At 63.7% G+C, this 23,293-nt stretch carries 19 protein-coding genes and 1 pseudogene; 7 read left to right on the forward strand and 13 right to left on the reverse strand.

From position 1 onward, the window contains the following. Window positions 1-141: pseudogene (locus tag INHI_RS20290) on the reverse strand (sugar transferase); the annotation flags it as partial. A gap of 12 nt (window positions 142-153) precedes the next feature. Next, a complete protein-coding gene (locus INHI_RS0103310) occupies window positions 154-1,101 on the reverse strand; it encodes an NAD-dependent epimerase/dehydratase family protein (RefSeq protein WP_254656833.1) in 948 nt (315 codons plus the stop codon). A 109-nt stretch (window positions 1,102-1,210) separates the two neighbouring features. Here INHI_RS0103310 and INHI_RS0103315 point away from each other — a divergent pair, with 109 nt between their 5' ends. After that, window positions 1,211-2,350 (forward strand): polysaccharide biosynthesis/export family protein, encoded by a 1,140-nt coding sequence (locus INHI_RS0103315; protein WP_027246720.1) that lies wholly within the window; start codon window positions 1,211-1,213, stop codon window positions 2,348-2,350. A 285-nt stretch (window positions 2,351-2,635) separates the two neighbouring features. Beyond that, on the forward strand, window positions 2,636-3,523 hold the full coding sequence (locus INHI_RS21360) for a CatB-related O-acetyltransferase (protein WP_102804157.1): 888 nt from the start codon (window positions 2,636-2,638) through the stop codon (window positions 3,521-3,523). Here INHI_RS21360 and rfbA read toward each other — a convergent pair whose 3' ends face one another. The 5 genes from rfbA to rfbC all read right to left on the reverse strand — a co-directional run bounded on the left by rfbA (window position 3,524) and on the right by rfbC (window position 7,136). Continuing rightward, window positions 3,524-4,414, reverse strand: coding sequence for a glucose-1-phosphate thymidylyltransferase RfbA (gene rfbA / locus INHI_RS0103325; RefSeq protein ID WP_027246721.1), 891 nt, complete (start codon window positions 4,412-4,414; stop codon window positions 3,524-3,526). Beyond that, entirely contained in the window at window positions 4,411-5,259 is an 849-nt protein-coding gene (gene rfbD, locus INHI_RS0103330) for a dTDP-4-dehydrorhamnose reductase (protein ID WP_014876614.1), read from the reverse strand. The genes rfbA and rfbD overlap by 4 nt, the downstream gene beginning before the upstream one ends. Next, window positions 5,256-5,441, reverse strand: coding sequence for a hypothetical protein (locus INHI_RS21245; protein ID WP_027246722.1), 186 nt, complete (start codon window positions 5,439-5,441; stop codon window positions 5,256-5,258). The genes rfbD and INHI_RS21245 overlap by 4 nt, the downstream gene beginning before the upstream one ends. Window positions 5,442-5,525: 84 nt before the next feature. Beyond that, window positions 5,526-6,578, reverse strand: a complete 1,053-nt coding sequence (gene rfbB / locus INHI_RS0103340) for a dTDP-glucose 4,6-dehydratase (protein WP_027246723.1) — start codon at window positions 6,576-6,578, stop codon at window positions 5,526-5,528. Between the two features lie 3 nt (window positions 6,579-6,581). Beyond that, window positions 6,582-7,136: a dTDP-4-dehydrorhamnose 3,5-epimerase gene (rfbC, locus tag INHI_RS0103345; RefSeq protein ID WP_027246724.1), complete on the reverse strand. Its 555-nt coding sequence runs from the start codon at window positions 7,134-7,136 to the stop codon at window positions 6,582-6,584. Window positions 7,137-7,346: 210 nt separating this feature from the next. On the opposite strand from rfbC, the gene INHI_RS0103350 reads away from it, so the two are divergent. Next, window positions 7,347-8,798, forward strand: a complete 1,452-nt coding sequence (locus INHI_RS0103350; protein ID WP_027246725.1) for a M10 family metallopeptidase C-terminal domain-containing protein — start codon at window positions 7,347-7,349, stop codon at window positions 8,796-8,798. A 68-nt stretch (window positions 8,799-8,866) separates the two neighbouring features. Here the strand turns inward: INHI_RS0103350 and INHI_RS0103355 are convergent, their stop codons facing one another. Further along, window positions 8,867-11,062, reverse strand: a complete 2,196-nt coding sequence (locus INHI_RS0103355) for a calcium-binding protein (protein WP_254656834.1) — start codon at window positions 11,060-11,062, stop codon at window positions 8,867-8,869. A 291-nt stretch (window positions 11,063-11,353) separates the two neighbouring features. On the opposite strand from INHI_RS0103355, the gene INHI_RS0103360 reads away from it, so the two are divergent. Then, a complete protein-coding gene (locus INHI_RS0103360) occupies window positions 11,354-12,610 on the forward strand; it encodes a DUF2793 domain-containing protein (RefSeq protein ID WP_027246727.1) in 1,257 nt (418 codons plus the stop codon). A 22-nt stretch (window positions 12,611-12,632) separates the two neighbouring features. Here the strand turns inward: INHI_RS0103360 and INHI_RS0103365 are convergent, their stop codons facing one another. The 5 genes from INHI_RS0103365 to INHI_RS0103385 form a co-directional block, all read right to left on the reverse strand. Continuing rightward, entirely contained in the window at window positions 12,633-14,054 is a 1,422-nt protein-coding gene (locus tag INHI_RS0103365) for a mannose-1-phosphate guanylyltransferase/mannose-6-phosphate isomerase (protein WP_014876620.1), read from the reverse strand. Between the two features lie 126 nt (window positions 14,055-14,180). Then, window positions 14,181-15,170 (reverse strand): GDP-L-fucose synthase, encoded by a 990-nt coding sequence (gene fcl, locus INHI_RS0103370; protein WP_027246728.1) that lies wholly within the window; start codon window positions 15,168-15,170, stop codon window positions 14,181-14,183. Window positions 15,171-15,174: 4 nt separating this feature from the next. Then, complete coding sequence (gene gmd / locus INHI_RS0103375) at window positions 15,175-16,293, reverse strand: GDP-mannose 4,6-dehydratase (protein ID WP_027246729.1); 1,119 nt, start codon at window positions 16,291-16,293, stop codon at window positions 15,175-15,177. A gap of 172 nt (window positions 16,294-16,465) precedes the next feature. Beyond that, window positions 16,466-17,773 carry an HlyD family type I secretion periplasmic adaptor subunit gene (locus INHI_RS0103380; protein ID WP_027246730.1) on the reverse strand — a complete coding sequence of 436 codons (1,308 nt, stop codon included), beginning with the start codon at window positions 17,771-17,773 and terminating at the stop codon, window positions 16,466-16,468. Next, window positions 17,770-19,578 carry a type I secretion system permease/ATPase gene (locus tag INHI_RS0103385; protein WP_027246731.1) on the reverse strand — a complete coding sequence of 603 codons (1,809 nt, stop codon included), beginning with the start codon at window positions 19,576-19,578 and terminating at the stop codon, window positions 17,770-17,772. The genes INHI_RS0103380 and INHI_RS0103385 overlap by 4 nt, the downstream gene beginning before the upstream one ends. A 499-nt stretch (window positions 19,579-20,077) precedes the next feature. On the opposite strand from INHI_RS0103385, the gene INHI_RS0103390 reads away from it, so the two are divergent. The 3 genes from INHI_RS0103390 (at window position 20,078) to INHI_RS20690 (ending at window position 23,235) form a co-directional block, all read left to right on the forward strand. Continuing rightward, complete coding sequence (locus tag INHI_RS0103390) at window positions 20,078-20,854, forward strand: sulfotransferase family 2 domain-containing protein (RefSeq protein WP_027246732.1); 777 nt, start codon at window positions 20,078-20,080, stop codon at window positions 20,852-20,854. 464 nt (window positions 20,855-21,318) lie between these two features. Continuing rightward, window positions 21,319-21,735 (forward strand): hypothetical protein, encoded by a 417-nt coding sequence (locus tag INHI_RS21025; protein ID WP_155805560.1) that lies wholly within the window; start codon window positions 21,319-21,321, stop codon window positions 21,733-21,735. 51 nt (window positions 21,736-21,786) lie between these two features. After that, window positions 21,787-23,235, forward strand: a complete 1,449-nt coding sequence (locus INHI_RS20690) for a calcium-binding protein (protein WP_051338940.1) — start codon at window positions 21,787-21,789, stop codon at window positions 23,233-23,235. Window positions 23,236-23,293 lie beyond the last annotated feature (58 nt).

Below are 23,293 nucleotides of genomic sequence, written 5' to 3' on the forward strand. Positions count from 1 at the left end.
TTTCATCCGTTCAGCCACGTAAAACAGCGGACGGCCTTCCTTCAGCAGCAACCAGGCCAGCAGCCCCAGCAGCACCGGGCCCAGCACCACCACCAGAAGACTGGCAAAAAAGAGATCAAAGAGGCGTTTGCGCCAGGTCATATGCGAGTGTCCTTATCGGGATCGGGCGTTGGGCAGCAGGTCCAGCGCGCGCACCTCCGCCACCAGATCAGCGGTTGTGGCAACAGGCAGGCGCGCTGGCAGATCTGCGGCAGGCACGGGCTGTGCCGCCAAAAGCCCGATCAGCCGGGTGACGTCAAGCTGCACCTCGGCAATGGCCTGCGCGGGCGCGGGTCTGCGGGCAAACTCCAGCCCCGCCGCCTGCAACAGATCGCCCATCGCCACCAACCCGGGCTGGGCGATGTTCAGCACCTGCGGCAGATCGGGGCAGCGGATCAGGGTCGCAAGCACATCCGCCAGCGTCCGGGGACCGATATAGCTGCGCCGGGGCGTCTGCCCATCGGCAAATTGATCCAGACAGAATCCCGGCTGCCAGCCGCCCAGGATCGCATCGATGCCGGCAATATTGCCGATCCGGAGCAGGGTGACACCCAGCCCCAGCTCTGCGGCGCGGGCGCGGGCGGCCTGTTCCATCTCGGCCTTGGCCAGGCCATAGGGCGCCACCGGGGCCAGCGGGGTGTCTTCCTGCAGCGGGCCAGAGGCCGTGCCATAGACCGCCGCCGAAGAGGCCAGCAACACCCGCGGTGCCCCTGCGCCTGCGTCGCGCACATGCGCGGCCGCCTCCAGCGCGGCCAGCGCCAGATCGCGATGTTGCACCAGCTGGCGCGCGCTCAGTTCCCGGCCCGCCGCACCGCCGGGCACCGGCCCCGCCAGACAGAGGATCGCCGCCGCGCCCCGCGCCGCCTCTGCCAGCGCCTCCGGGTCCGCCAGCGGATCAAGGACATGCCAGGCCTGTGCGCCAGCCTCTGCCCCCTCAGGCCGCGCCCGCCGCTGCCAGCGCAGATCCGCCGCGGCAGAGGCCCATTGGTGGCGCAGGATCCCGCCAATCCGCCCGGAGGCGCCCAGGATCAATGTGGGTCTCAATGTGGGTGGAAAACGCATCAGCCCCCCTGTTACCGTAGTGCTTGCGGTTGACGCAGACTGCATGCCCAGTATCTTGCGGAGAACAAAAATCAAGCCGTTTTCGGATGTTTTCGAACGAAGGATCCCCATGCGCCGTCTTTCCCTCCTGCTTGCCGCTCTTGGTCTCGCTCTGCTGCCGGCAGCCTGCGGTCGTTTGCCCGGCGGTGCCCCCGCCAGCGAAGAGATCCTGAAAACCGCCGATGATGCGGATGCGGATTTTGCGCTGTATCCCGTCACCCGCGCCTTTCTGCCGACAGTGGCCCATTGGCCCGAAACCGGCCCGGAAAGCGGCGGTGCCCATCCCGGCAAGCGCCCGCTGAAATGGATCGGGGCCACCCAGGGCGCCAAGACCCAGATCATCCAGCCCGGGGATCTTCTGACCCTGCGGATCTGGGACAGCAGCGACAATTCCCTGCTGACCACCCCGGATGAAAAAATGGTGCAGCTGCAGGATGTGACGGTGGCGGCCAATGGCAGCATCTTCATGCCTTATGTGGGCAATGTGAATGTGAACGGGCTGACCCCGGATCTGGCACGCGAAAAACTGCAGACCGCCATGGAAGAAATCGTGCCTTCGGCCCAGCTGCAGCTGGACATGACCGAAGGGCGCGGCAATTCGGTGGATCTGGTCAGCGGTGTCACCACCCCCGGCACCTATCCGATGCCGGATCGCAATTACACGGTGATGGGGCTGATCGCGGCCGGCGGCGGCATCAGCGCCGACCTCAACAATCCGCAGATCCGTCTGGTGCGCGGGCGCAGCATCTATGGCACCTCGGTGGAGACCCTGCTCAATGATCCGCGCCGCGACACGCTGTTGCGCGGCGGCGACCGGGTGTTTGTGGAAGAGGACGCGCGCTATTTCCTCTCCTTCGGGGCAACCGGCCGTGAGGATCTGCACACGTTCACCAAGGATCAGATGTCGGCGATGGACGCCATGTCGGTCGCGGGCGGCTTTCAGGACAGCCGCGCCGACCCGCAGGGGCTTCTGGTGCTGCGCGAATATCCCGACAGCGCCCTCGCGCCGGGCCAGCGTGGCCCGCGCCAGCCCCGGGTGGTGTTCACGCTGGATCTCACCTCGGCCGATGGGCTGTTCTCGGCCCGCCGCTTCAAGATCAATTCCGGGGATCTCTTGATCGCCACCGAAGCGCCAGTGAATGATGCCCTGACCATCTCCAATATCATCGGCAACTTCTTCGGCGTCTTCAGCCGCGCAGGCGCGCTCTGATCAGCCGCTGCTGAAAGCCGGCACGCACAGGCTCCTCGTTTGCAGAAGGCCTGTGCGTAATCCAGACAGCGCCCGAGCCTCAGGCCGTACGCGGGAAGAAACAACCTCAGGTGGAGAATTTACACTGGCCCTCCCGGCTCCTGGAGGCTAGTCTTCCCCTGTCCTATTTATCCCGGTTTCTGGCCTTGGGTTTGTGGTTGATTTCTGACCGTGAAGCCTACCCTGTCGGGGCTTGGGTCGTCTTATTATTTCGCAAAAACGCTTATTTAGAGTCCTTCTTTTCCGATGAAACCGACAACTCTTCGAGTGACCGACAGCATGCGCAGGCTGCTGGCCGACCACCATGTGATGCCAAAACCCTGGCGTAACGAACGGGATCTGACCGCGCTCAAACGGATCAGCTTTCCGCTAGATCTGAGCCTCTCGGTTCTCACCCGGCACGGGCTGAAAGCGGGGGGCCTACTGCCTCTCAGCAGCATCGGCTATATGAGCTACAGCCACTCACCTTCACGCAACTGGTCCGCCGGGGCCTTCTGTTCGATTGCGGCCGGGCTGCGGGTCCTGGGCGATCGCCACCCGATCCGGCGGGTGTCCTCCCATCCGTTTAGCTATGGGCCCTATTACGGAAAACTCGCCCGCGATCTGGGCGCTGAGACCTATGAACCACACGCCCGGTTCAACACCAAAACCCCACCTGTGCGCATAGGCAATGACGTCTGGATCGGGCGCGGGGTGCAGATGGCCGGCGGGATCACCATCGGCAATGGCGCAGTGGTGGCTGCAGGCGCCATCGTCACCAAGGATGTGCCACCCTATGCCGTTGTTGGCGGGGTGCCGGCCCGGGTACTGAAATACCGGTTTGCAGCCCCGCTGATTGCTCGGCTGGAGGCCACGGCCTGGTGGGACTATCCGCTGGAAACGCTGGCAGCTTTCAAGATGGGGCATCCGCGCCGGTTCTGCAAAGCCTTCGAGCCGGAGGAAGCCAACCTGGCCAAACGTGAGGAACGCTGGATCACCGCCGCAGACCTGCAGGCGCTGGCAGCTCCGGTTGATGTCGCGCGAGCCTCATTGAGCAGAGCAATCACCCTGCCTGAAGGCCGCACACGGGGACCGGTGTCCAAACAAATTCGCCGTATTTCAGATCGCCTGACGCGCATTGTGCGCTCAGCCTGATCAGTTCAGCAGCCGTTCCAGATAGGCACCATAGGCGTTTTTGGCGAACATCTCGGCGCGGGTGCGCAGCTGGGCGGCGTCAATCCAGCCTGCCTCATGGGCGATTTCCTCGGGGCAGCCGGTCTGCAGCCCCTGGCGCTCTTGCAGGGTGCGCACGAAATTGCCCGCATCCAGCAGCGATCCATGGGTGCCGGTGTCCAGCCAGGCATAACCGCGGCCCATGGTCTCCACCCGGAGGGCGCCTTGGTCCAGATACATCTGCAACAGATCGGTGATCTCCAGCTCACCACGTGGGCTGGGCGTGACCTGCCGCGCCCGTTCCGGCGCACTGCCATCCAGGAAATACAGCCCCGTCACCGCATAGTTCGACGGCGGCACGGCGGGTTTTTCGATGATCTCGCGGGCGCGGCCCTCGGCGTCGAAATCCACCACGCCATAGCGTTCCGGATCCGCCACGTGATAGCCAAAAACGGTGCCGCCGCTGGTCTGCGCATCCGCCGCCGCCAGCAGTTTTGGCAGACCATGGCCAAAGAACACATTGTCCCCCAGCACCAGCGCCGAGGGCGCGCCATCCAGAAAGTCTTCGGCCAGCACAAAGGCCTGCGCCAGACCGTCGGGGCTGGGCTGCTCCACATAGGTAAGAGAGATGCCCCACTGGCTGCCATCGCCCAGAAGCCGGGTGAACTGATCCTGATCCTGCGGCGTGGTGATGACGCAGATCTCGCGGATACCTGCCAGCATCAGCACCGACAGGGGGTAATAAATCATCGGCTTGTCATAGAGCGGCAAGAGCTGTTTGCTGACCGCCATGGTGATCGGATAGAGCCGGGTGCCCGAACCACCTGCCAGAATGATGCCTTTGCGGCCCGCGCCGGATGTGCCTGTGGTCATGCCCGCTCTCCCAGATCCTTCAGAATATCCTTCAGCCCGGCCTGCCAGTCCGGGCGTGTGATGCCAAAAACCCGCTCCAGAGTGCTGCAATCCAGCCGTGAGTTCAACGGCCGCGGCGCCGCGGTCGGATAGGCCGAACTGGGGATTTCCGCCACCGCACAGGGGATTTCTGCCTCGGTGAAAATCTCGGTGGCGACCCCGGCCCAGCTGGTCTCGGGCTGGCCTGCAAAATGATAGGTGCCGGATTTTTCAGGATCTGCGATCAGCTGACGGGCAATCTCGATACAGGCGGCGGCGATGGCGCGGGCCGGGGTGGGCGCGCCGATCTGATCGGCCACCACACGCATCCGCTCGCGCTCTTTGCCCAGACGCAGCATGGTCTTGACGAAATTACTGCCATGAGCCGACACCACCCAGGAGGTGCGCAGGATCACATGCGTCCCCCCCGTCAGGCGCACGGCCGCCTCGCCAAGCTGTTTGGAGCGCCCATAGGCATTGAGCGGCGCCACCGGTTCATCCGGATGCCAGGGGCTGCTGCCCTTGCCGTCGAAAACATAATCGGTGGAGAGGGTCACAAAGGGAATGCCCAGCGTGGCGCAGGTTTCGGCCATGACACCGGGGGTGGTGCCATTGATCAGTGTCGCCAGATCCTCCTCCGCCTCGGCCCGGTCCACAACCGTATAGGCGGCGGCATTGATCACCGCCGCAGGCGCATGGGCGCGGATCACCTCGGCGCAGGCCGCAGGATCCGTGAGATCCGCCTGATCGCGGCTCAGGCAGGTGACGGTTTCATCGGCCGCCAGCTCCCGCGCCACCTGACCGGTTTTGCCAAAAACAAGGATCATATGCGGCTCCTTTTACGCCATAGGTACAAGGCCAGAGCCCAGATACCCAGTTCCAGAACAAAGGTCCAATGCAGCAGGAAAGACAAAACCCAATGGGACTGTGCTGCGGGCACATAGCCCGATGGCAGATGCGCTGTCAGCATCAGGACAGCGACCCCATAGAGGAAACTGTCCGGCAGCATGCCGGGCAGCGCCCGACCCTCCCCACGGGAGGGCGCTTCGCACCCGCCCAGGCTCGGGCGCTGCCCTTTGTGGCCTATCTGCCGTCACTTTCCCGTCCCCAGCCGCTGGCCAACGCCGTCGCGGCTTTGCAGCGCGCGCCACCAGCTCTCATTGTCCAGATACCACTGCACGGTCTTCTCCAGACCTTCCTCCACGGTGACGCTGGGCCGCCAGCCCAGTTCGTCGCGGATACGGGAGGGGTCGATGGCATAGCGGGCATCATGGCCCGGCCGGTCCGTCACAAATGTGATCTGGTCCTTGTAAGATCCTCCGTCCTCCCGAGGCTGTTTCTCGTCAAGGATCGCACAGAGCGTCTCGACCAGCTCCAGATTGCTGCGCTCATTCTCGCCGCCGATATTGTAGCTGCGCCCCACGCGCCCCTTGGAGACCACCAAGAGCAGCGCATCGGCATGATCCTCCACATAAAGCCAGTCGCGCACATTGGAGCCATCGCCGTAGATCGGCAGCGGTTTGCCCGCCAGCGCATTGAGGATCACCACCGGGATCAGCTTTTCGGGGAAATGATAGGGACCGTAGTTGTTGGAGCAATTGGTCAGCACCACCGGCAGGCCATAGGTCTCGCCCCAGGCGCGCACCAGATGATCGCTGGCGGCCTTGCTGGCGGAATAGGGCGAGCGCGGGTCATAGCCGGTCTCTTCGGTGAACATCACACTCGGGTCGGCAGGCAGGCTGCCATAGACCTCATCGGTGGAGATATGATGGAACCGGAAGGCCTCCGGGCGGCCCGCCTCGGCCCAGTATTTGCGCGCCGCTTCCAGCATCTGATAGGTGCCGGTGATATTGGTCTCAATGAAATCACCGGGCCCGTCGATGGAGCGGTCGACATGGGATTCTGCGGCCAGATGCATCACCACATCCGGGCGGTGCCGGGCAAAAACAGTGTCTAATGCGGCGCGATCGCGGATATCGACCTGCTCAAAGGCGTAATTGGGGTTGCCCGCCACATCCGCCACATTGTCCAGACAGGCCGCATAGGTCAGCGCATCGAGGTTCACCACCTGATGGCCGCGCGCCACCGCCAGTCGGACAACGGCCGAGCCGATGAACCCAGCGCCACCTGTCACCAAAATCTTCATCTCTTATCCTTCCCACACGAAGGGGCTGTCGAAGTCTTCAAACAGGGGCGCCGCAGCATCCTTTTCAGAAAGAACCGGTGTAGCGTCAAAGCCCCAGTCAATACCGCAGCTGTCCCAGGCCACCCCGCCGTCACAGTCCGGCGCGTAATACGCATCGCATTTATACAGGACTTCGGTGCCGGGGCTGCGGGTGATGAATCCATGCAGAAACCCCGCCGGGATCAGCAGCTGACGGCCATTTGCCGCCGACAGCTCCACCCCGGTCCAGCGCCCGTATGTGGGCGAGCCTTTGCGGATATCCACCGCCACATCAAACAGCGCCCCCTGGCCGCAGCGCACCAGCTTGGCCTGGGCATGGGGTGGCGCCTGAAAATGCAGCCCACGCAGGGTGCCAACCTCCATCGACAGCGAATGATTGTCCTGCACGAAATCGAAGTTGAGCCCCGCCTCGGCCATCCGCGCCTTGTTCCAGCTCTCGCAGAAAAACCCCCGCGCATCGCCAAACCGCGCCGGTGTCAGGATCTTCACCCCCGGCAGGTCCGTGTCTTCAATCTGCATGCCCTCTCCCCCGATCTGCTGCCGTGGTCCTGTCTTCTGTCCTAACGCCCAGACGCGCGTGACGCCACGGGAAAGGCACATTTTGCCTGCCGCTCTGCCCTGCGTGGGTCAAACAATGCGCCGACATATGATTTCATGGGAAATTAAACCTATCTCCGCAACGCCCTGATAGGTTAAACGGAGCCACAGATAAAACAGAGGGATACAAAGATGCCAACCTATCAGGATTACCGGGCGCTTCTGGTAGACGGGGCCGACGGCTGGCATGAGGGCAGCGAGGTCATTCGCTATCACTTTCTAACCTCGGTGCCGGACTATTACGACTATGATCCGGATTTTGGCGATTATGACGTCGGCGGAGAATACCTGCCCGAGGGGGCGACGGTGAATATGGATCCCGCCGAGCGGCAGATGATGCTGCAGGCGGTGGCGGCCTGGAATGAGGTGGCCAATCTGAACCTGATCCCGGCCCGGGGCGGGACGGCGGATCTGACCTTTGCCAGCGCGCATTTTGCGGATGCCGGGCTGTTTGGTTTTATCGCCGATTTTCCAGACCCCTCCGATCTGGGCACGCGCCCCTCTCCCGCCGGGGATCTCTGGCTCAACAACAGCAATCCCGATCAATATGTGCCGGGCATCGGGCCGATACTGGGGCATACCAGCTGGAACACCTATCTGCATGAGCTGGGCCATGCCCTTGGGCTGCATCACCCCAATGAGATGCCCGAGAATCCCACAACCCCTGGCCAGTTCACGGTGATGTCTTACCTGCCGCATCCCGGTGAAGCGGATCTGGACCAGGATCTTCAGGGCTGGGCGCTGACGCCGATGTTGTGGGATATGCAGGCGCTGCAGGCGCTTTATGGTGCCAATACAGAGACCCGCACCGATGCCACCAGCTATTTCGGGGACGGTGACGGGCGCGGCGGTCAAGCCTATCAATATGGCGCGGATGGCATGACCGTGCAGGGTGGTGACGGGGTGGCGCGCAATGTCAGCCTGACCATTTGGGATGCCGGCGGGCAGGATCTGATTGATGCCTCCGATGTGGCGGGCGACAGCCGGATCGACCTGCGGCCCGGGCAGTATTCCACCATCGGGGCGCTGGAGAACAATGTCGCCATGGCCGCCGCCGTGCGGGTGGATGGCCGCACCCTGAACCTGATCGAAGACGCCTGGGGCGGGGCAGGCAACGACCATCTGATCGGCAATGGCGCCGCCAATGAGCTGGCGGGCAATGCCGGGCGCGACACGCTGGCCGGGGCGCGCAACAGCGATGTGCTGATCGGCGGGCAGGGCAGTGACCGGCTGCAGGGCGGCAAGGGCCATGACGCGCTGGAGGGCGGACGCGGACGCGACACGCTGAAAGGCGGCGCCGGACAGGACACGCTGGACGGTGGCGACGGCAATGACCGTATGGCCGGGGGTCGGGGCGCGGATGTCTTTGTGTTCTCGCAAGGGGCGGATGTGGTGATTGATTTTCAGAGCAACGACCGCATCGATATGCGCGCCACCACCGGGGTCTCGGATTTTGCCGATCTGCGCGATGATCACCTTGAGGTCCGTGGCGCGGATCTGGTGATCCGGGATGACAACGGCTGGTCGCTCACCCTGCAGGACACGGCGTTTGACGTTCTCAGGGCGGATGACTTTCTGTTTTGAGGGCGCCGCCAGTTCCTGCCTTATTGGTCTGATCTGAACCCGGCACATCTTCCAGGCCGGCCCCGGAATCAGAAGATAAAATCATCCGCGCTCAGCTCTGCCGCAGTCTGATTGAGCAGCAGGATATCCCCAGCCCCGGTCAGGATCAGCGTGTGATCCCCCTGCTGCTGCAGGGTCAGATCGCCCATATCTTCGGCGATACCTGCCCGCGCCAGACGCCCAAGGTGAAGGACATCCTCACCCTGCGTGAAATCGCGGATCCGGTCACTGCCATGACCTGCCCCGAACACGAAAACATCCGCCCCCGCGCCGCCGGTCAGCGTGTCATGACCACCGCCGCCATCCAGCAGATCGTTGCCTTTCTGACCAAACAGCTTATCCCGGCCGCTTTGTCCCAGCAGGCGATCGCCCTGGGCCCCGCCGCGCAACAGGTCGTTCTCTCCACCGCCACGCAGCAGATCCGCATCCGCCCCGCCCAACAGGCGATCCCCGCCGCGACCGCCATCCAGCGTGTCGCGCCCGTCCCCACCCACCAGAAGATCGCGTGCATCCTGCCCCAGCAGCACATCATTGCCCGCCTGCCCCCGCAGCCGGTCCACCCCCTTGCCGCCGATCAGCCGGTCATGCCCGTCATCCCCCCAGAGGCTGTCGCGCCCGTCGCCGCCCAGCAGCGTGTCATTGCCCTCCAGACCGTTGATCTGGTCGCCAGCGCTGCGCGCGGTGATCCGGTCGGCACCGCCGCTGCCATAGCGCATCGGATCCGGCGCCTCGGCGGGGGGCAGCATCCGGTCGGCAAAGACAAACCCATCCGCAAAAAGATCCGCCGTCTCCAGACTGCCGCCATCCCGGCTTTGCACCACAACTTCGGTGCGGCTGCCATCCGCCGCCTGATGGGTGATCACGGCGCCATCGCTGCGGCTGCGGATCTGCAGCCCCTCCAGGCTGCGCAGACCGTCAAATCCCGACAGATCCAGACTGTCCTGACCCGCCTCAAAATCCGTAATGCGCAGGCTGCCACTGCGCCCCTCCTCGGCCGGGCGCAGCACAAAGACATCCGCCCCCGCGCCACCGCTCAGCACCGCGCCGATGCCGCCGGCCAGCACATCCGCCGCGCCGGTGCCGCTGATCCGGCCGCCGTCGGTGGTGATGACATCGCCCAGCTCTGCCAGTGACAGGGTGAACTGCGACACCCCTTCGGCGCGACCCGAGCTGGCAAAGATCTGCAGATCCCCCCCCACCACTGCCGCCGCCAGCGCGGTGACATTCTCCAGCCCCAGCCCGGCATCCTCAGTGCCACTGGCCTGGGCGAGGCTCATGACATGCACCAGCTGGCCCTCGGGCAGGATCCGAAACAGCGCCAGCCCGTCGTCGCTGCCCGCCGCCAGCACCAGCATTTCGCCTGCGACCTCCACCACCTCCAGCGCGGTGACCCCGCCAAAACGGGTGGCGGCGGTGTCCAGCACATGATCGCTCAGGCTCATCTGACCATCGCGCCCCAGCGCAATCAGGCTGAGCGAGCCGCTGCCCGCCGCCGCAACCACCGCCCAGCTGCTGCCAAAGGCGGTGAAGCTCTCCACCGCGGTGGGTTCGGCCAGACCCAGCCCATCCGCCGCCCCCAGACTGTCCGCCACGCTCAGCGCGCCATTGTCGGGATCCACCCGGTAGCTCTGTATCCCCTGCTCCATGCGATCCGCCAACAGCAGCACCTGCGCGCCGCCCCCCAGATCCGCCAGCTCCAGCGCCACCGCACCGGGGCGTGCGTAGGCCGCTGCCGCGCCACGGGTGGCGACCTCTGTGCCGGGGGTGCCGCCCGCGCTCAGCTGCCAGCCGCTCAACTGGCCATTGGCCAGCCCGTAGACCACCGATCCGCCGCCGCTCAGATCCCCCGCCACCGTCGCCGCCAGCCCGGCAGCGCCCGCGCCGGGCAGGCTGGCCTGCTGCTGCGCCGACAGCTGACCATTGCCGCCGATCTGATGAAACGCCAGGGCGCTGCGGGTGCTGCCCTCCACCAGCAACCGCGTCTCACCGCCGATCTCGGCCAGGGTCGCCTCGCCCCCCGCCAGCCCCAACGCGCGGTGATACAGGCTGTCGCGCAGCACCGGCGCACCGCGGCCCAGCCCATAGCTGGCAATGCCGCCGTTCAGCCCGCTGACCGCAAACAATTGCAGCGCGCCATTGGCCCCCTGATGGATTTCCAGATCACGCAGATCGCTGTCCAGCAGTTGATCATTGGCCCCGAACCGTCCTGCAAACTGTAGATCCATCCTGCTGCTCCCGCGCTGTGTTATCACCCGACCCGTCGGGGCGACTGCCCGGGGTCGGGATCAACCCTCGCGGGCGGGCGCGGCGGCAGAGCGGACGGGAATGGGGCAGAAACGCGGAGATTGTTTACATATTGAAGACAATCCCAGCGGTCAGGCGCCCCAGAAACAATCCCCGCACGTGTCCTGCCCGGATACGACGCAGGTGTTGCGCAGGCGGCGCGCGCGCTCTTAGGGGCCGGGTGATCTGGCTGAGGCAGGATGACCCCATCCCCGCGATCAGGAGCCGCCAGAATGTCAGACCCCCTCTCTGAAACCACGCCCCGTCTTGCCCTGCCCTATCTGATGCCAGCGCAGGCGCAAAAACATGTGACCCATAATGAGGCGCTGCGCATGCTGGATGCGCTGGTGCAGCTGCGGCTTGAGGGGTTTGACGCCACCACCCCGCCCGCAATCCCGACCGAAGGGGCCGCCTATGGGCTGGCCGACAGCCCGACCGATGCCTGGGCCGGTCAGGGCGGGCGGCTGGCGATCTGGCAGGATGCCGCCTGGCAGTTCCTGACGCCACAGCCGGGCTGGCGCGCCTGGGTGCCGGCGGATCAGGCCCTGCGGGTCTGGGATGGCACCCAATGGCAACTGCCGCCGCTGAGCGGCGACCGGCTGGACCGCTTGGGCATTGCCACAGACGCCGATGCCAGCAACCGCCTGTCCCTGCGCAGCCCCGCCAGTCTGCTCAGCCATGATGGCGGCGGCCACCAGCTGAAGATCAACAAGGCCTCGGGCAGCGACACCGCCAGCCTGCTGTTTCAGTCGAACTGGGCTGGCCATGCCGAGATGGGGCTGGCGGGCAATACCGATTTCACCGTGAAACTCTCACCTGATGGCAGCAGCTGGGATGCCGCCATGGTGCTGAAATCCGCCAATGGACGTGCCGGCTTTGGCACCTATGATCCCGGCGCCCGTCTGGAGGTCAGCGGTGATGACAGCACGCTTCTGGCGCTGACCGCGACGGGCAGTTCGCAGGATTACCTGACCGCCGGCGATGGCAGCGGCGCGATGTTCCGCCTGAGCCAGACCGGTAATGGCTATTGCGATGGCGCCTGGACCGGCGGCGGTGCGGATTATGCGGAATTCTTCGAATGGGAGGATGGCAATCCGGACGGAGAAGACCGGCGCGGGGTCTCCGTGGTGATGGCCGGCGACCGGATCCGCGCCGCCCAGCCCGGTGAAACGCCGATCGGGGTGATTTCCACAACCCCGTCGATCCTCGGCAATGACGACGGCGGGCGCTGGCAGGGTCGCAGCCTGCGCGATGGCTTTGGCGCCATGCTGCGCGGGGCTGGCGGCGCGCCCTGTCTCAATCCGGCCTATGACCCCACCCGCCCCTATCGCAGCCGCGCCGAGCGGGTGGAATGGGATATGGTCGGCCTCCTGGGCCGGCTGCGCCTGCGCACAGGCCAGCCCACCGATCCCCGCTGGATCCGCCTGCGCGCGCTGCGGCCCGGCAAAAACACCCCACCCGAGGGGCTGGAAGACTGGCTGATCCGCTAGGGTCAGGACCCAGACCCAACCATCACTTGCGGGCGTAGATATCCTCGTAGCGGATGATGTCATCCTCGCCGAGATAGCTGCCGGTCTGCACCTCAATGAGAACCATCGGCACCTTGCCGGGGTTCTCCATCCGGTGCACCGCGCCCAGGGGGATATAGACCGACTGGTTTTCGCTCACCAGCTGCACGCTGTCATCCACCGTCACCTTGGCGGTGCCTTCCACCACGATCCAATGTTCCGATCGGTGGTGATGGCTCTGCAGGCTGAGCGCCGCGCCGGGGTGGACATGGATGCGTTTCACCTGAAACCGTTCGCCCACCACCAGGCTCTCAAACCAGCCCCAGGGGCGGTGATCCTTGGGGAAAGCCTCGGCCTGACGGGCGGATTTCGCCTTCAGCGCAGCGACGGCTTTCTTGACCTCCTGCGCGCGGGAGGCATCGGCCACCAGCACCGCATCGGGCATTGCCACGGCGATCACGTCTTTCAGCCCGATGCCGACAACCTCCAGCCCGTCATCCTCCGAGCGCAGCAGGCTGTTACTACACTCAATGGCGGTGGCGCGGCCCTGGGTGACAATACCATCGCCATCCGGCCCACTTTCGCGCCAGACCGCATCCCAGCCCCCCAGATCGGACCAACCGCCCGCATAGGGCACCACCGCGAGGTTCTCTGCCCGCTCCATCACCGCATAGTCGATGGAGATATCCGCGGCCCCGTCCCAGGCCGCCGGGTCCAGCCGCAGAAAGCCCAGATCCGGCTCCCCCTGATCCACGGCGCCCTGCACCGGCACCATCAGATCCGGCGCATGGGTCTCAAAGGCGGCGATGATCGCCTTGACTGAGAACAAAAAGATGCCCGCGTTCCACAGGAACTGACCGGAGGCCAGCATATCCTCGGCGGTGGCCAGATCCGGTTTTTCGACAAAACGTTTCAGGCCGATCACCTTGGGGCTGAAATCACCGGGATCGCCATCCAGTTCGAGATAGCCATAACCGGTCTCGGCCCGGTCCGGTTTGATCCCGAAGGTGACCAGCTCGCCTGCCCGCGCCGCCGGTTCCGCCGCCGCAACCGCCGCACGAAAGGCCGCCGCATCAGGCACCACATGATCCGAGGGCGCCACCAGCATCAGCCCCTCCGGGTCGCGCGCCCGCAGCCAAAGGGCCGCCGCCAGCACCGCAGGGGCGGTGTTGCGTCCCGCCGGTTCGATCAGGATGGCGCCCGGATCAATGCCCGCCTCCGCCAGCTGTTCGGTGACAATGAAGCGGAAATCCGAATTGGTCAGCACCATCGGAGCCGCAAACCCCTCTCCCGACAGGCGCAGGGCGGAGGCCTGAAACAGCGTGGTTTCCCCCACCAGGGGGACAAATTGCTTCGGGTAGCTTTTACGCGACAGCGGCCACAGCCGTGTGCCCGAGCCGCCGCACAGAAGAATGGGGGTGATCATGGGCTGTCCCTTTCCGACCGGTCTGCGGGTCTTAGTCTGACCCGTTTGAGGCAAATGTCTGCCCGGTTTCCGGGCCATCTCCCTGTCTTTTCTGGGCCTTTTTTGCGGCGATGGCCAGCGGGCAGGTTATTTGCTGCGCAGGCTGGCCTGATCCTGCTGCAGATACCATTCATAGGTCTGGGCAATCCCGTCACGCAGCGCAATTTCGGCCTGCCAGCCCAGACGCGCCAGCCGCGAGACATCCATCAGCTTGCGCGGGGTGCCATCGGGCTGCTCCGGGTTGGTCCGGATTTCACCATCAAAGCCCACTACCCCGGCCACCATCTGCGCCAGCTCCAGAATCGAGATATCCTGCCCGCAGCCCACGTTGATATGGCTCAGCATCGGGCTGGTTTCGCGCTGATAGGTCGCCGGGTCCAGATCCAGCACAAACAGCGAGGCCGCCGCCATGTCATCCACATGCAGGAATTCGCGCCGGGGCGTACCGGTGCCCCAGATTGTCACATGATCCTCGCCCGCCCGCGCCGCCGCATCAAAGCGGCGAATGAGCGCCGGCAGAACATGGCTGTTTTCGGGGTGAAAATTATCGCCCGGCCCATAAAGATTGGTCGGCATCACCGAGCGGTAATCGCGACCATATTGGCGGTTGTAACTCTCGCAGAGCTTGATGCCCGCGATCTTGGCAATGGCATAGGGCTCATTGGTGGCCTCCAGCACATCACTCAGCAGCGCCGCTTCGGCCATCGGCTGCGGGGCGTGTTTGGGGTAGATGCAGCTGGATCCCAGCTGCAACAGCCGCTCAACACCCTGCTGATGGGCGGCATGGATCACATTGCATTCCATCATCAGGTTTTCATAGATGAACTGCGCCGGATAGGCGTTGTTGGCATGAATGCCGCCCACTTTGGCCGCCGCCAGCACCACCTGATCGGGGCGTTCTGCGGCAAAAAATGCCTGCACCATGGCCTGATCGGTCAGATCCAGCTCGGCACTGGTCCGGGTGATCAGCTGGATGTCTTCCCCCGCTGCGCGGCGCGCCTGCAAACGGCGCAGGATAGCACCACCCACCATGCCACGATGACCGGCCACATAGATTTTCACAGCGCTGGTGCCCATGCTCTCAGCCCTCGGTGCTGACCGGCAGATCCATGCCGTGTTCTTTCAGCAGGGCATGGCGGCGGGCGGTTTTGAGGTCTTCGCGCACCATCTCGGCGCACATCTCTTCGGTGGTGATCTCCGGCACCCAGCCCAGTTTCTGCTTCGCCTTGGTGGGATCCCCCAGCAGCGTCTCCACCTCGGCGGGGCGGAAATAACGCGGATCAATCCGCAGCACCACATCGCCCACCTTCAGCGCCGGGGCCATATCGCCCTCGATCGCGGTCACGGTGGCAATTTCCTCCACACCTTCGCCCGAAAACGCCAGCGTCAGCCCCAGCTCCTGCGCCGACCAGGTGATGAACTGGCGCACCGAATATTGCTTGCCGGTGGCAATGACAAAATCCTCCGGGGCCTCCTGCTGCAACATCATCCACTGCATCCGCACGTAATCCTTCGCATGGCCCCAGTCGCGCAGCGCGTCGATATTGCCCATATAAAGGCACTCTTCGAGGCCTTGCGCGATATTGGCAAGGCCGCGGGTGATCTTGCGGGTCACGAAGGTTTCACCCCGGCGCGGGCTCTCGTGGTTGAACAGGATGCCGTTGCAGGCATACATACCATAGGCCTCGCGGTAGTTCACCGTGATCCAGTAGGAATAAAGCTTGGCCACAGCATAAGGCGAACGCGGATAAAACGGCGTCGTCTCGCGCTGCGGGGTTTCCTGCACCAACCCGTATAATTCCGAAGTCGAGGCCTGATAAAACCGGGTCTTTTTCTCCAGCCCCAGAAAGCGGATCGCCTCCAGCAGGCGCAGCGTGCCGATGCCATCGACATCGGCGGTATATTCAGGTGCCTCGAAACTTACGGCGACATGGGACTGCGCGCCGAGGTTATAGACCTCATCCGGTTCAATCTCGCTCAACAGCCGGGTCAGGTTGGAGGTGTCAGTCAGATCGCCGTAATGCAGTTTGAACCGGGCATGATCGGTGTGCGGGTCCTGATAGATGTGATCCACCCGCTGGGTGTTGAACGACGACGCCCGCCGCTTCAGCCCATGCACCTCATAGCCCTTCTCAAGAAGAAACTCCGCAAGGTACGAACCATCCTGACCCGTTACACCGGTGATGAGGGCTTTTTTCATCTGCTATCCTTAAATCTCATGCGATCGGCCGCGTCCTGATATCTTGGCGCGGGGTCGCGTCAGTCTAAAACATGTTGCGGCGGAGTGGCAGCCGATTTTCCACCCGCATCTCCCCCCGGCATCCCCCTCTGTCCGGATCGGCAGAAGGGGCGCGAGAGCCGGGCAGACTGGCTCAGCTCTCGCGGAAGGCGCGGTTCAGGTAATCGGTGAACGGCTGCAACAGATAGGCAAAGGGCGTGCGGCTGTTGGTCTGGATGAAGGTCTCCACCGGCATCCCCGGCACCAGCACATTGCCCTCGGGCAGACGGTCGATCTCGCCTTTGTTCAACCGGGCCTCGACCACGTAATAGCTGCGTCCGGTCTGCGGATCGACAAAGGAATCGGCCGAGACCGTGCTCACCGTGCCAAACAGCGTCGGCGTGGTGCGCTGGTTGAAGCTGGAGAAATTCAGGCTGACAGGCTGGTTGAGATAGACCTGATCAATATCCGACGGCGCCACCTGCGCCGAAATCACCAAAGGCTGGCTTTGCGGGATCAGATACATCAGCGGATCCGCCGCCCGGATCACCGATTTGCGGGCAAAGACATTGAGGTCATAAACCACCCCCGCCATCGGCGCGCGCACATCCAGCCGGGACAGCCGCTGCAGGATCACATTGCGCCGTTCGATCAGCTCCAGCTCCCGCACCTGCAGGTCGCGCAGGGTGGTGATCGCCTCTTCGCGTCGCGCACTTGTCTGGTTGAGGATCTCCAGCCCCAATTCGGTGACCTGCCCTTCGGCCTGGGCCTTTTGGGCGGTCAGCGCCCCGGCCTGACCACGCAGCCGTGACTGTTCACGCTGCAGCGACAGCACCCGGCTGGACTGCGCCAGCCCCTGCGACAGCAGGCTCTGCTGGTTTTCCAGCTCCTTGCCGATCAGCGCCAATTGCTCCTGCAGGGCCGATTGCTGCGCCTCGATGCCGTCGATCTGGCTCTGGATCTGGCCCACCCGCTCCTGCAAGCGGCTGATGCGGGCCCGCAGATTGACCAGACGCGCCTCAAACAGGCGTTTCTGCCCGTTGATCAGCTCTTCGGTCTGCACATGGGTGCCGCTCAGCTCGAACAGCAGCTCGGCAAAAGTGACCTCCTCGGCCTCATCCCGTTCCGCGCTGTAGCGGCTGCGCCGGGCCAGGGTTTCGGCCAGCTGGCCTTCGACAATCTGCCGTTCGGCCAGCAGCTCTGACGGCTCCAGCCGCAGCAGCAGCGCGTCTTCCTCAACCAGATCGCCCTCGCTCACCAGCACCTCATCGACAACACCGCCATAGGGGTGCTGCACCACCTGGCGGTTCTGTTCCACCTTGATCGAACCAGAGGCAATCACCGCGCCGGAGATTTCTGCCGTGGCGGCCCATTGGCCAAGGCCGCCCACCAGCAGACCCATCGCCAGCAGCCCGGCAATGGTCAGCCCACGGATCGGGTAGGATTTGGATGTATCGCTCATGATTTTGCCTCTGCCTGTTTCGGAGCGGCCTGTTTCGGAGCGGCCTGCTGCTGGGCCGGTTTCTTCTGCGCCACCTGCGGGTTCTGCAGATGCTCTCCCAGCACCGCGTCCTTGGCACCAAAGGCGCGCTGGGTGCCATTGTCCAGAATCAGGATCAGGTCACAGAGCTGAATCGCCGCCGGACGATGCGCCATGATGATCACCGCGCGCCCGTCCTTCTTGGCGTGAGAAACCGCCAGGTTCAGCGCCTGACTGCCCTCGTTATCGAGATTTGAATTTGGCTCATCCAGCACCAGCAGCACCGGGTCGCCATAAAGCGCGCGCGCCAGACCGATGCGCTGCACCTGCCCGCCCGACAGCCGGTTGCTGGCCACCCGCACCGGCGTGTCATAGCCCTGCGGCAGGGTCAGGATCATATCATGCACCGCCGCCTTGCGCGCCGCCGCCACCACCTGATCGGGATCCGGCATCATCGACAGGCGGGCAATATTTTCGGCAATGGTGCCGTCAAACAGCGTCACCTGTTGCGGCAGATAGCCGATATAGCTGCCCAGATCATCCATGTCATATTGATTGAGCGCCGCCCCATCGAGCCGGATCTTGCCCGAGACCGGATGCCAGACACCGATCAGCGCCCGCGCCAGCGAGGATTTCCCCGCCCCAGAGGCACCGATCACCCCCAGCGCCTGACCGGGCTGGATATTGAAATTCAGCCCCTGCAAGGCCGGCTTGGCCACCTGCCCCGGCGCCACCGGCGGCACCAGAGCCACGCCCTGCACCTCCAGTTTGGCCGCCGGGCGCGCCAGTTTCATCGGCGCCGGGCGTTCCGGGGTTTCGGTCAGCATCTGGCCCAGACGTTCTTGCGCCTGCATGGCCCGCTGCACCAGCGCCCATTGACCAATCAGCGTCTCGATCGGGGCCAGCGCCCGCCCCATGATGATCGACGAGGCAATCATCACCCCCGGCGTCAGCCCTTCGGTCAGCACCAGATAGGCGCCAGTGCCCAGCATCGCCGATTGCAGCGCCAACCGAAACGTGCGGGTGGCGGTGCTGAAGCCGCCGGTCATGTCCGCCGCACTCAGCTCCGAGACAACCGCCTGACTGCGCAGCATCCGCCATTTGGCAAAGGCCGCACGCCGCATCCCCAACCCCTGGATCAGCTCGGCATTGTTGCGCATCCCATCCGACACCTGATGCGCCGAGGCCGCCATCATGCTGGCATTTTCAACCGGCGCCTTGGACACCATCTGATTGGCCAGCGCAAAAACCACCAGCACCGCGCCCCCGATCAGCGCCAACAGACCCATCAGCGGATGGAACAGCGCAATCAGCCCCAGAAACAACGGCGTCCAGGGCAGGTCGAAAAACGCCGAAACGATGGGCGAGGACAGCGCCTTTTGCATCGCTTCCAGATCGCGCAGCCCCACCTTGGCGGCATCATCATTAAAACCCGCCGCCGATTTGTCCTGCACCGCATTGAACACGCGGGTCTCCAGCTGGTCATGGAACCGCGCCCCGACCCGCGCCAGAATCCGCCCCCGCACATAGTCCAGCACCCCCATGATCAGGAACAGGAACCCCGCCAGCACCGTCAACGCCACCAGCGTCTCCAGCGAGCGGCTGCCCAGCACCCGGTCATAGACCTGCATCATATAGAGCGGGCTGGTCAGCATCAGCAGATTGGCAAAGAAGCTGAACACGCCAATCAGCCAGAAGGCGCCGCGATTGCCCTTGCGGGCCTTGCGGATCTCACCCAGCCCGGGCTTATGCGCCGATCCTGAATGCTGTGCAGAGGTGCGTGCCATGACATGTTGCCTTTGTCGGGGTCACCCGGACGGGCAACCGAAAGTAAGAGAACCGAGAGACCGGCCACCCGCAACAGAGATCTGGGCAGGGTGGACCGGGGTCAGGGGCGGATATGCCCGGACAGGCCCGGATGCACAATGGCTCCCTGCGGCACCGACGTCCGGACATCTTTGACAGGGTCAAAAGCACAGCCATCCGAGGCTTGTCAAACAGCTCCCTCCGCCCCCGGAACAATAGCCGGCAGGCGCGGCGGCACCGCATCACCCGCCAGCCTCAGAACCAGACCCAAATCCAGGCTCAAAATCCGGGCTCAGACCTGGACCCCGCATCTGCCGCCGTCATCGGCAGGCCCTCGCCTCTCCATCGGCGGGCACCCCCGCCACAGACCCCCGTAAACCCCGCGGTTCCGCCCCGCTCAGATTGACATCCAGCCCCCCCTTCGCTAAGGCCCGACAGCGCATTCGGCACCTGCCGACCAAACTGGAGCAAGCCCTTATCATGTCACAGGTTTCCTCTCAGACCTCCGGCAGCAGAACCGTTGCCGAGACCGCGTTCGAGGCCCGGTTTTCCCCCCGGCTGGTGGCGGCAGAGACCTATCACGATCCCAATGACGTGATCCTGTTTATGCATATTCCCAAGACCGCAGGCATGTCGGTGGGCAAGGCGCTGCAGGCGGCTTTTGACATCTTTCACCCGGTTTCCTGGGAAAACACCAACCAGTCCTTCCGCAACAAGACGCGCAAGGCGCTTTACCGGCGCAGCGATGAGGCCACCCCCTGCCGTCAGGTGCTGATGGGGCATTTCGCCTGGTCTGACGTGATGTATTGGCGCCACCAGGAACTGCCGCTCAAATGCGCCACCATCATCCGCGACCCGCTGGACCGCTTTGTTTCCAACTACCGTTACAACACCTCCGACAAACACCCCCAGCATGAGGCCTTTGCCGCGCGCTATCCGACACTGGAATCCTATGCCCGCGTGCTGCCCTATGATTACCAGCTGTCGCTGATGGCCGGGGCCTTCTACTCCTTTGATCACGCGCTGGAGAAGCTGAACCGCTACTACAGCTTTATTGGCGTGACCGAACATCTGGGCGCCTCCCTGCAGCATTTCCGCCGCAGCCATGGGCTGGCGGAGCTGACGGAGCACCGCGAGAACACCGGCAGCAAGGCCAAAGCCGCCGAGGACATCCCCGATGCGGTGCGCAATCTTGTGGGCGAGAAAAGCCGCAACGACGCCCGCCTGCATCAGCTGGTGAGCCGCTGCTACGGCTGATCGGCCGCCCCTATCCCCCTGCCCGACCTTGATGACACGCACCTGAATTCACCGGCTGGATCACAGGCTGGATCACCGACTTGATCACAGGCTCCGGACCGCGCCGCGCCGGAGCCCCCCTGCCAGAGAATCCCTGCCGGAAATTCCAGCCCCCCGATTCCATGCCGATTCCACCCGCCTGCTGCGGGCGGGCACAGCCCAGCGCTCCGGGGCGAAGATTCTCCTGCCACCCCCCTGCCCTTACGTCAGATTTGGCCGGTTTCAGCGGGATTTTCCCCGCCCCGGGGCGCTACCACCTTCATACATCGAAGGAGGTAGTGTGGAGAAAGTGAAATTTTTCACAGCCAAACGCGCAGCACAGCTCAAAAAAAGCCGATTAATTTAAATCAAACCCTTATTCACGCGAATAGAATGTGAAAGAATTCGCACCGCTCTTTTAAAACGCCGGGGCGGAATGTTGAAAAATGAAAACCCGCTTTGGCCAGGGTGGCAAAAACCACACACCTTCAGGGAGAGGGAATGGCATGGGTCAGGTATTCCCCACCCTTATAAGATGTATTAAGAAAGAGTTAACAAAATGCGCAACAGCTTCGCAAAACGTCAAGTTTGCCGGCGAAATTGCAGCTGAATCCGCCATAGCTGACGCAGGCCCGCCGCAACGCACCCCCAGTCGGGCAAGAAATTTGCAAAAAGACTCCGCCTTTTCAACCCCTAAAATGGTTAAATTAGCTGCAAGCCGCCAGTTTCCCACAATGGGGCAGCGTGGCACGCAGGGCACGATTTCGACATCCCCGCAATTCCTGAAGCCTCCGGCGCAAGTTTCCTTGACAATAGACACCCATCCAGAGAGACAGAGAGCGGTAAAACCTTTGCGGGCATAAGGCAGGCGCGTTTGTTCGCAGAAATCGACGAGCATTACTACGGAGTAGAAAATGGCTAATATTAATGCAGCAACCGGCACAGTAGTTGTCGCGGGCACCACCGGCGATGACGCAGTTACACTGCTGGTCGACGCAATCGGCGCAAACAGCATCGATGGCAATGGCGGCGCAGACACGCTGGTCCTGAACAACGCGGCGGACACATTTGTCGCACAGGTGGGTGCAACCCTCGCGTATGACGAAGCAACCGACACCTGGACTGTTTCCGGCGCGTCCCTGACCGAAGGCTTCACAACCGTGACCCTGGCCGATGGCGTGACCATCGAAGCAGGCGTTGCCTCCGAAGGCATCATCCAGCCCGCGGCAGTCAACAGCGGCGCAGCAGCGACCCTGACCACCATCAACAGCTACGACTGGGACGGCGCAGCCTCCGCCGTCAACGCCTTCACCGCAGCATCCATCGTCAGCGTAGACGGCCAGGACGTTGCCACCGTTGGCAGCAACTTCGTAAACGCTGACGGCGCTTTCTCCGTGAACAGCGGCGCCCAGACCGTGACCTTCACTGCAAACACCGCAGCGATCGCCGCACAGGGCAACGTCGGTGACGACGCGTCCTTCTCCTATGAAGTTGTTGTGGCAAACGCTGCTGGTACAGAAACCCGCACCGTGACCGTGACCTACGAAGCAACCATCCCCTTCACCACCGGTGATGACACGTGGAACGCTTCCGAAGGTACCGCAAACATCGACGAAACCGCCACCACCGATGAGGGTAACGACACCTTCAACGGCGACGATCAGGCCAACACCATCACCGCAGGTCTCGGCGACGACACCATCATTGGCGGCAACGGCAACGATGTTCTGGCAGGCGGCGACGGCGTCAACGTGATCCGCGGTGGCAACGGCAACGACACCATCACCAACGGTAACGACGATGGCAGCATCTTGGGCGGTGGCGCAGGTGCAGACGACATCACCGGTGGTACCGGCGCTGACGTGATCTTCGGCGGCAACGGCGACGACGGCAACCTCGACGGTGGCGCAGGCAACGACGTCATCAACGGTGGTGCCGGCGACGACACCCTGGTTGGCGGCGCAGGCGACGACACCCTGAAGGGTGGCGACGGCGACGACGTTATTGGTGCGGCTTCCGGTTCCAACGAACTGCGTGGCGGTGCGGGCGAAGACACCGTGACCGGTGGTACTGGTGCAGACATGATCTACACCAGCCTCGGCGGCGACAACCTGACCGGCGGTGCGGGCGATGACACCTTCATCCTGAAAGCAGGCACAGGCGCGACCACCATCACCGACTTCGGCACAGGCGCCAACAAAATGAACGTGGAAGAACTGGGTTACAATGACCTGAACGACGTTCTGGCAGTTGCTTACGAAACCAACGCTGGTGTGGTTATCGCAATCGATGCAGACACCACCGTGACCCTGACCGGCGAGACCCTGACAGGTCTGTCCGCAGCGGACTTCGACTTCGCCTAATTGGCGCTGTCACATGTCTTAGGAAAGGCCCCGCTTTGCGGGGCCTTTTCTTTTGCGC

The sequence above is a fragment of the Phaeobacter inhibens DSM 16374 genome (genome assembly GCF_000473105.1).
Lineage (GTDB): Bacteria > Pseudomonadota > Alphaproteobacteria > Rhodobacterales > Rhodobacteraceae > Phaeobacter > Phaeobacter inhibens.

Excerpts from the sequence above, each read along its gene's own strand:
- INHI_RS21245 (WP_027246722.1), bottom strand. The coding sequence starts at position 5,441 with ATGCTGCCGGACAGTTTCCTCTATGGGGTCGCTGTCCTGATGCTGACA.
- INHI_RS0103390 (WP_027246732.1), top strand. The coding sequence starts at position 20,078 with ATGTCACAGGTTTCCTCTCAGACCTCCGGCAGCAGAACCGTTGCCGAG.
- INHI_RS0103380 (WP_027246730.1), bottom strand. The coding sequence starts at position 17,773 with ATGAGCGATACATCCAAATCCTACCCGATCCGTGGGCTGACCATTGCC.
- rfbB (WP_027246723.1), bottom strand. The coding sequence starts at position 6,578 with ATGAAGATTTTGGTGACAGGTGGCGCTGGGTTCATCGGCTCGGCCGTT.
- INHI_RS0103315 (WP_027246720.1), top strand. The coding sequence starts at position 1,211 with ATGCGCCGTCTTTCCCTCCTGCTTGCCGCTCTTGGTCTCGCTCTGCTG.
- INHI_RS0103365 (WP_014876620.1), bottom strand. The coding sequence starts at position 14,054 with ATGATCACCCCCATTCTTCTGTGCGGCGGCTCGGGCACACGGCTGTGG.
- rfbD (WP_014876614.1), bottom strand. The coding sequence starts at position 5,259 with ATGATCCTTGTTTTTGGCAAAACCGGTCAGGTGGCGCGGGAGCTGGCG.
- rfbC (WP_027246724.1), bottom strand. The coding sequence starts at position 7,136 with ATGCAGATTGAAGACACGGACCTGCCGGGGGTGAAGATCCTGACACCG.
- INHI_RS0103360 (WP_027246727.1), top strand. The coding sequence starts at position 11,354 with ATGTCAGACCCCCTCTCTGAAACCACGCCCCGTCTTGCCCTGCCCTAT.
- INHI_RS0103310 (WP_254656833.1), bottom strand. The coding sequence starts at position 1,101 with ATGCGTTTTCCACCCACATTGAGACCCACATTGATCCTGGGCGCCTCC.
- rfbA (WP_027246721.1), bottom strand. The coding sequence starts at position 4,414 with ATGACCACAGGCACATCCGGCGCGGGCCGCAAAGGCATCATTCTGGCA.
- INHI_RS21360 (WP_102804157.1), top strand. The coding sequence starts at position 2,636 with ATGAAACCGACAACTCTTCGAGTGACCGACAGCATGCGCAGGCTGCTG.
- fcl (WP_027246728.1), bottom strand. The coding sequence starts at position 15,170 with ATGGGCACCAGCGCTGTGAAAATCTATGTGGCCGGTCATCGTGGCATG.
- INHI_RS0103355 (WP_254656834.1), bottom strand. The coding sequence starts at position 11,062 with ATGGATCTACAGTTTGCAGGACGGTTCGGGGCCAATGATCAACTGCTG.
- gmd (WP_027246729.1), bottom strand. The coding sequence starts at position 16,293 with ATGAAAAAAGCCCTCATCACCGGTGTAACGGGTCAGGATGGTTCGTAC.
- INHI_RS21025 (WP_155805560.1), top strand. The coding sequence starts at position 21,319 with ATGAAAACCCGCTTTGGCCAGGGTGGCAAAAACCACACACCTTCAGGG.
- INHI_RS0103350 (WP_027246725.1), top strand. The coding sequence starts at position 7,347 with ATGCCAACCTATCAGGATTACCGGGCGCTTCTGGTAGACGGGGCCGAC.
- INHI_RS0103385 (WP_027246731.1), bottom strand. The coding sequence starts at position 19,578 with ATGGCACGCACCTCTGCACAGCATTCAGGATCGGCGCATAAGCCCGGG.
- INHI_RS20690 (WP_051338940.1), top strand. The coding sequence starts at position 21,787 with ATGGCTAATATTAATGCAGCAACCGGCACAGTAGTTGTCGCGGGCACC.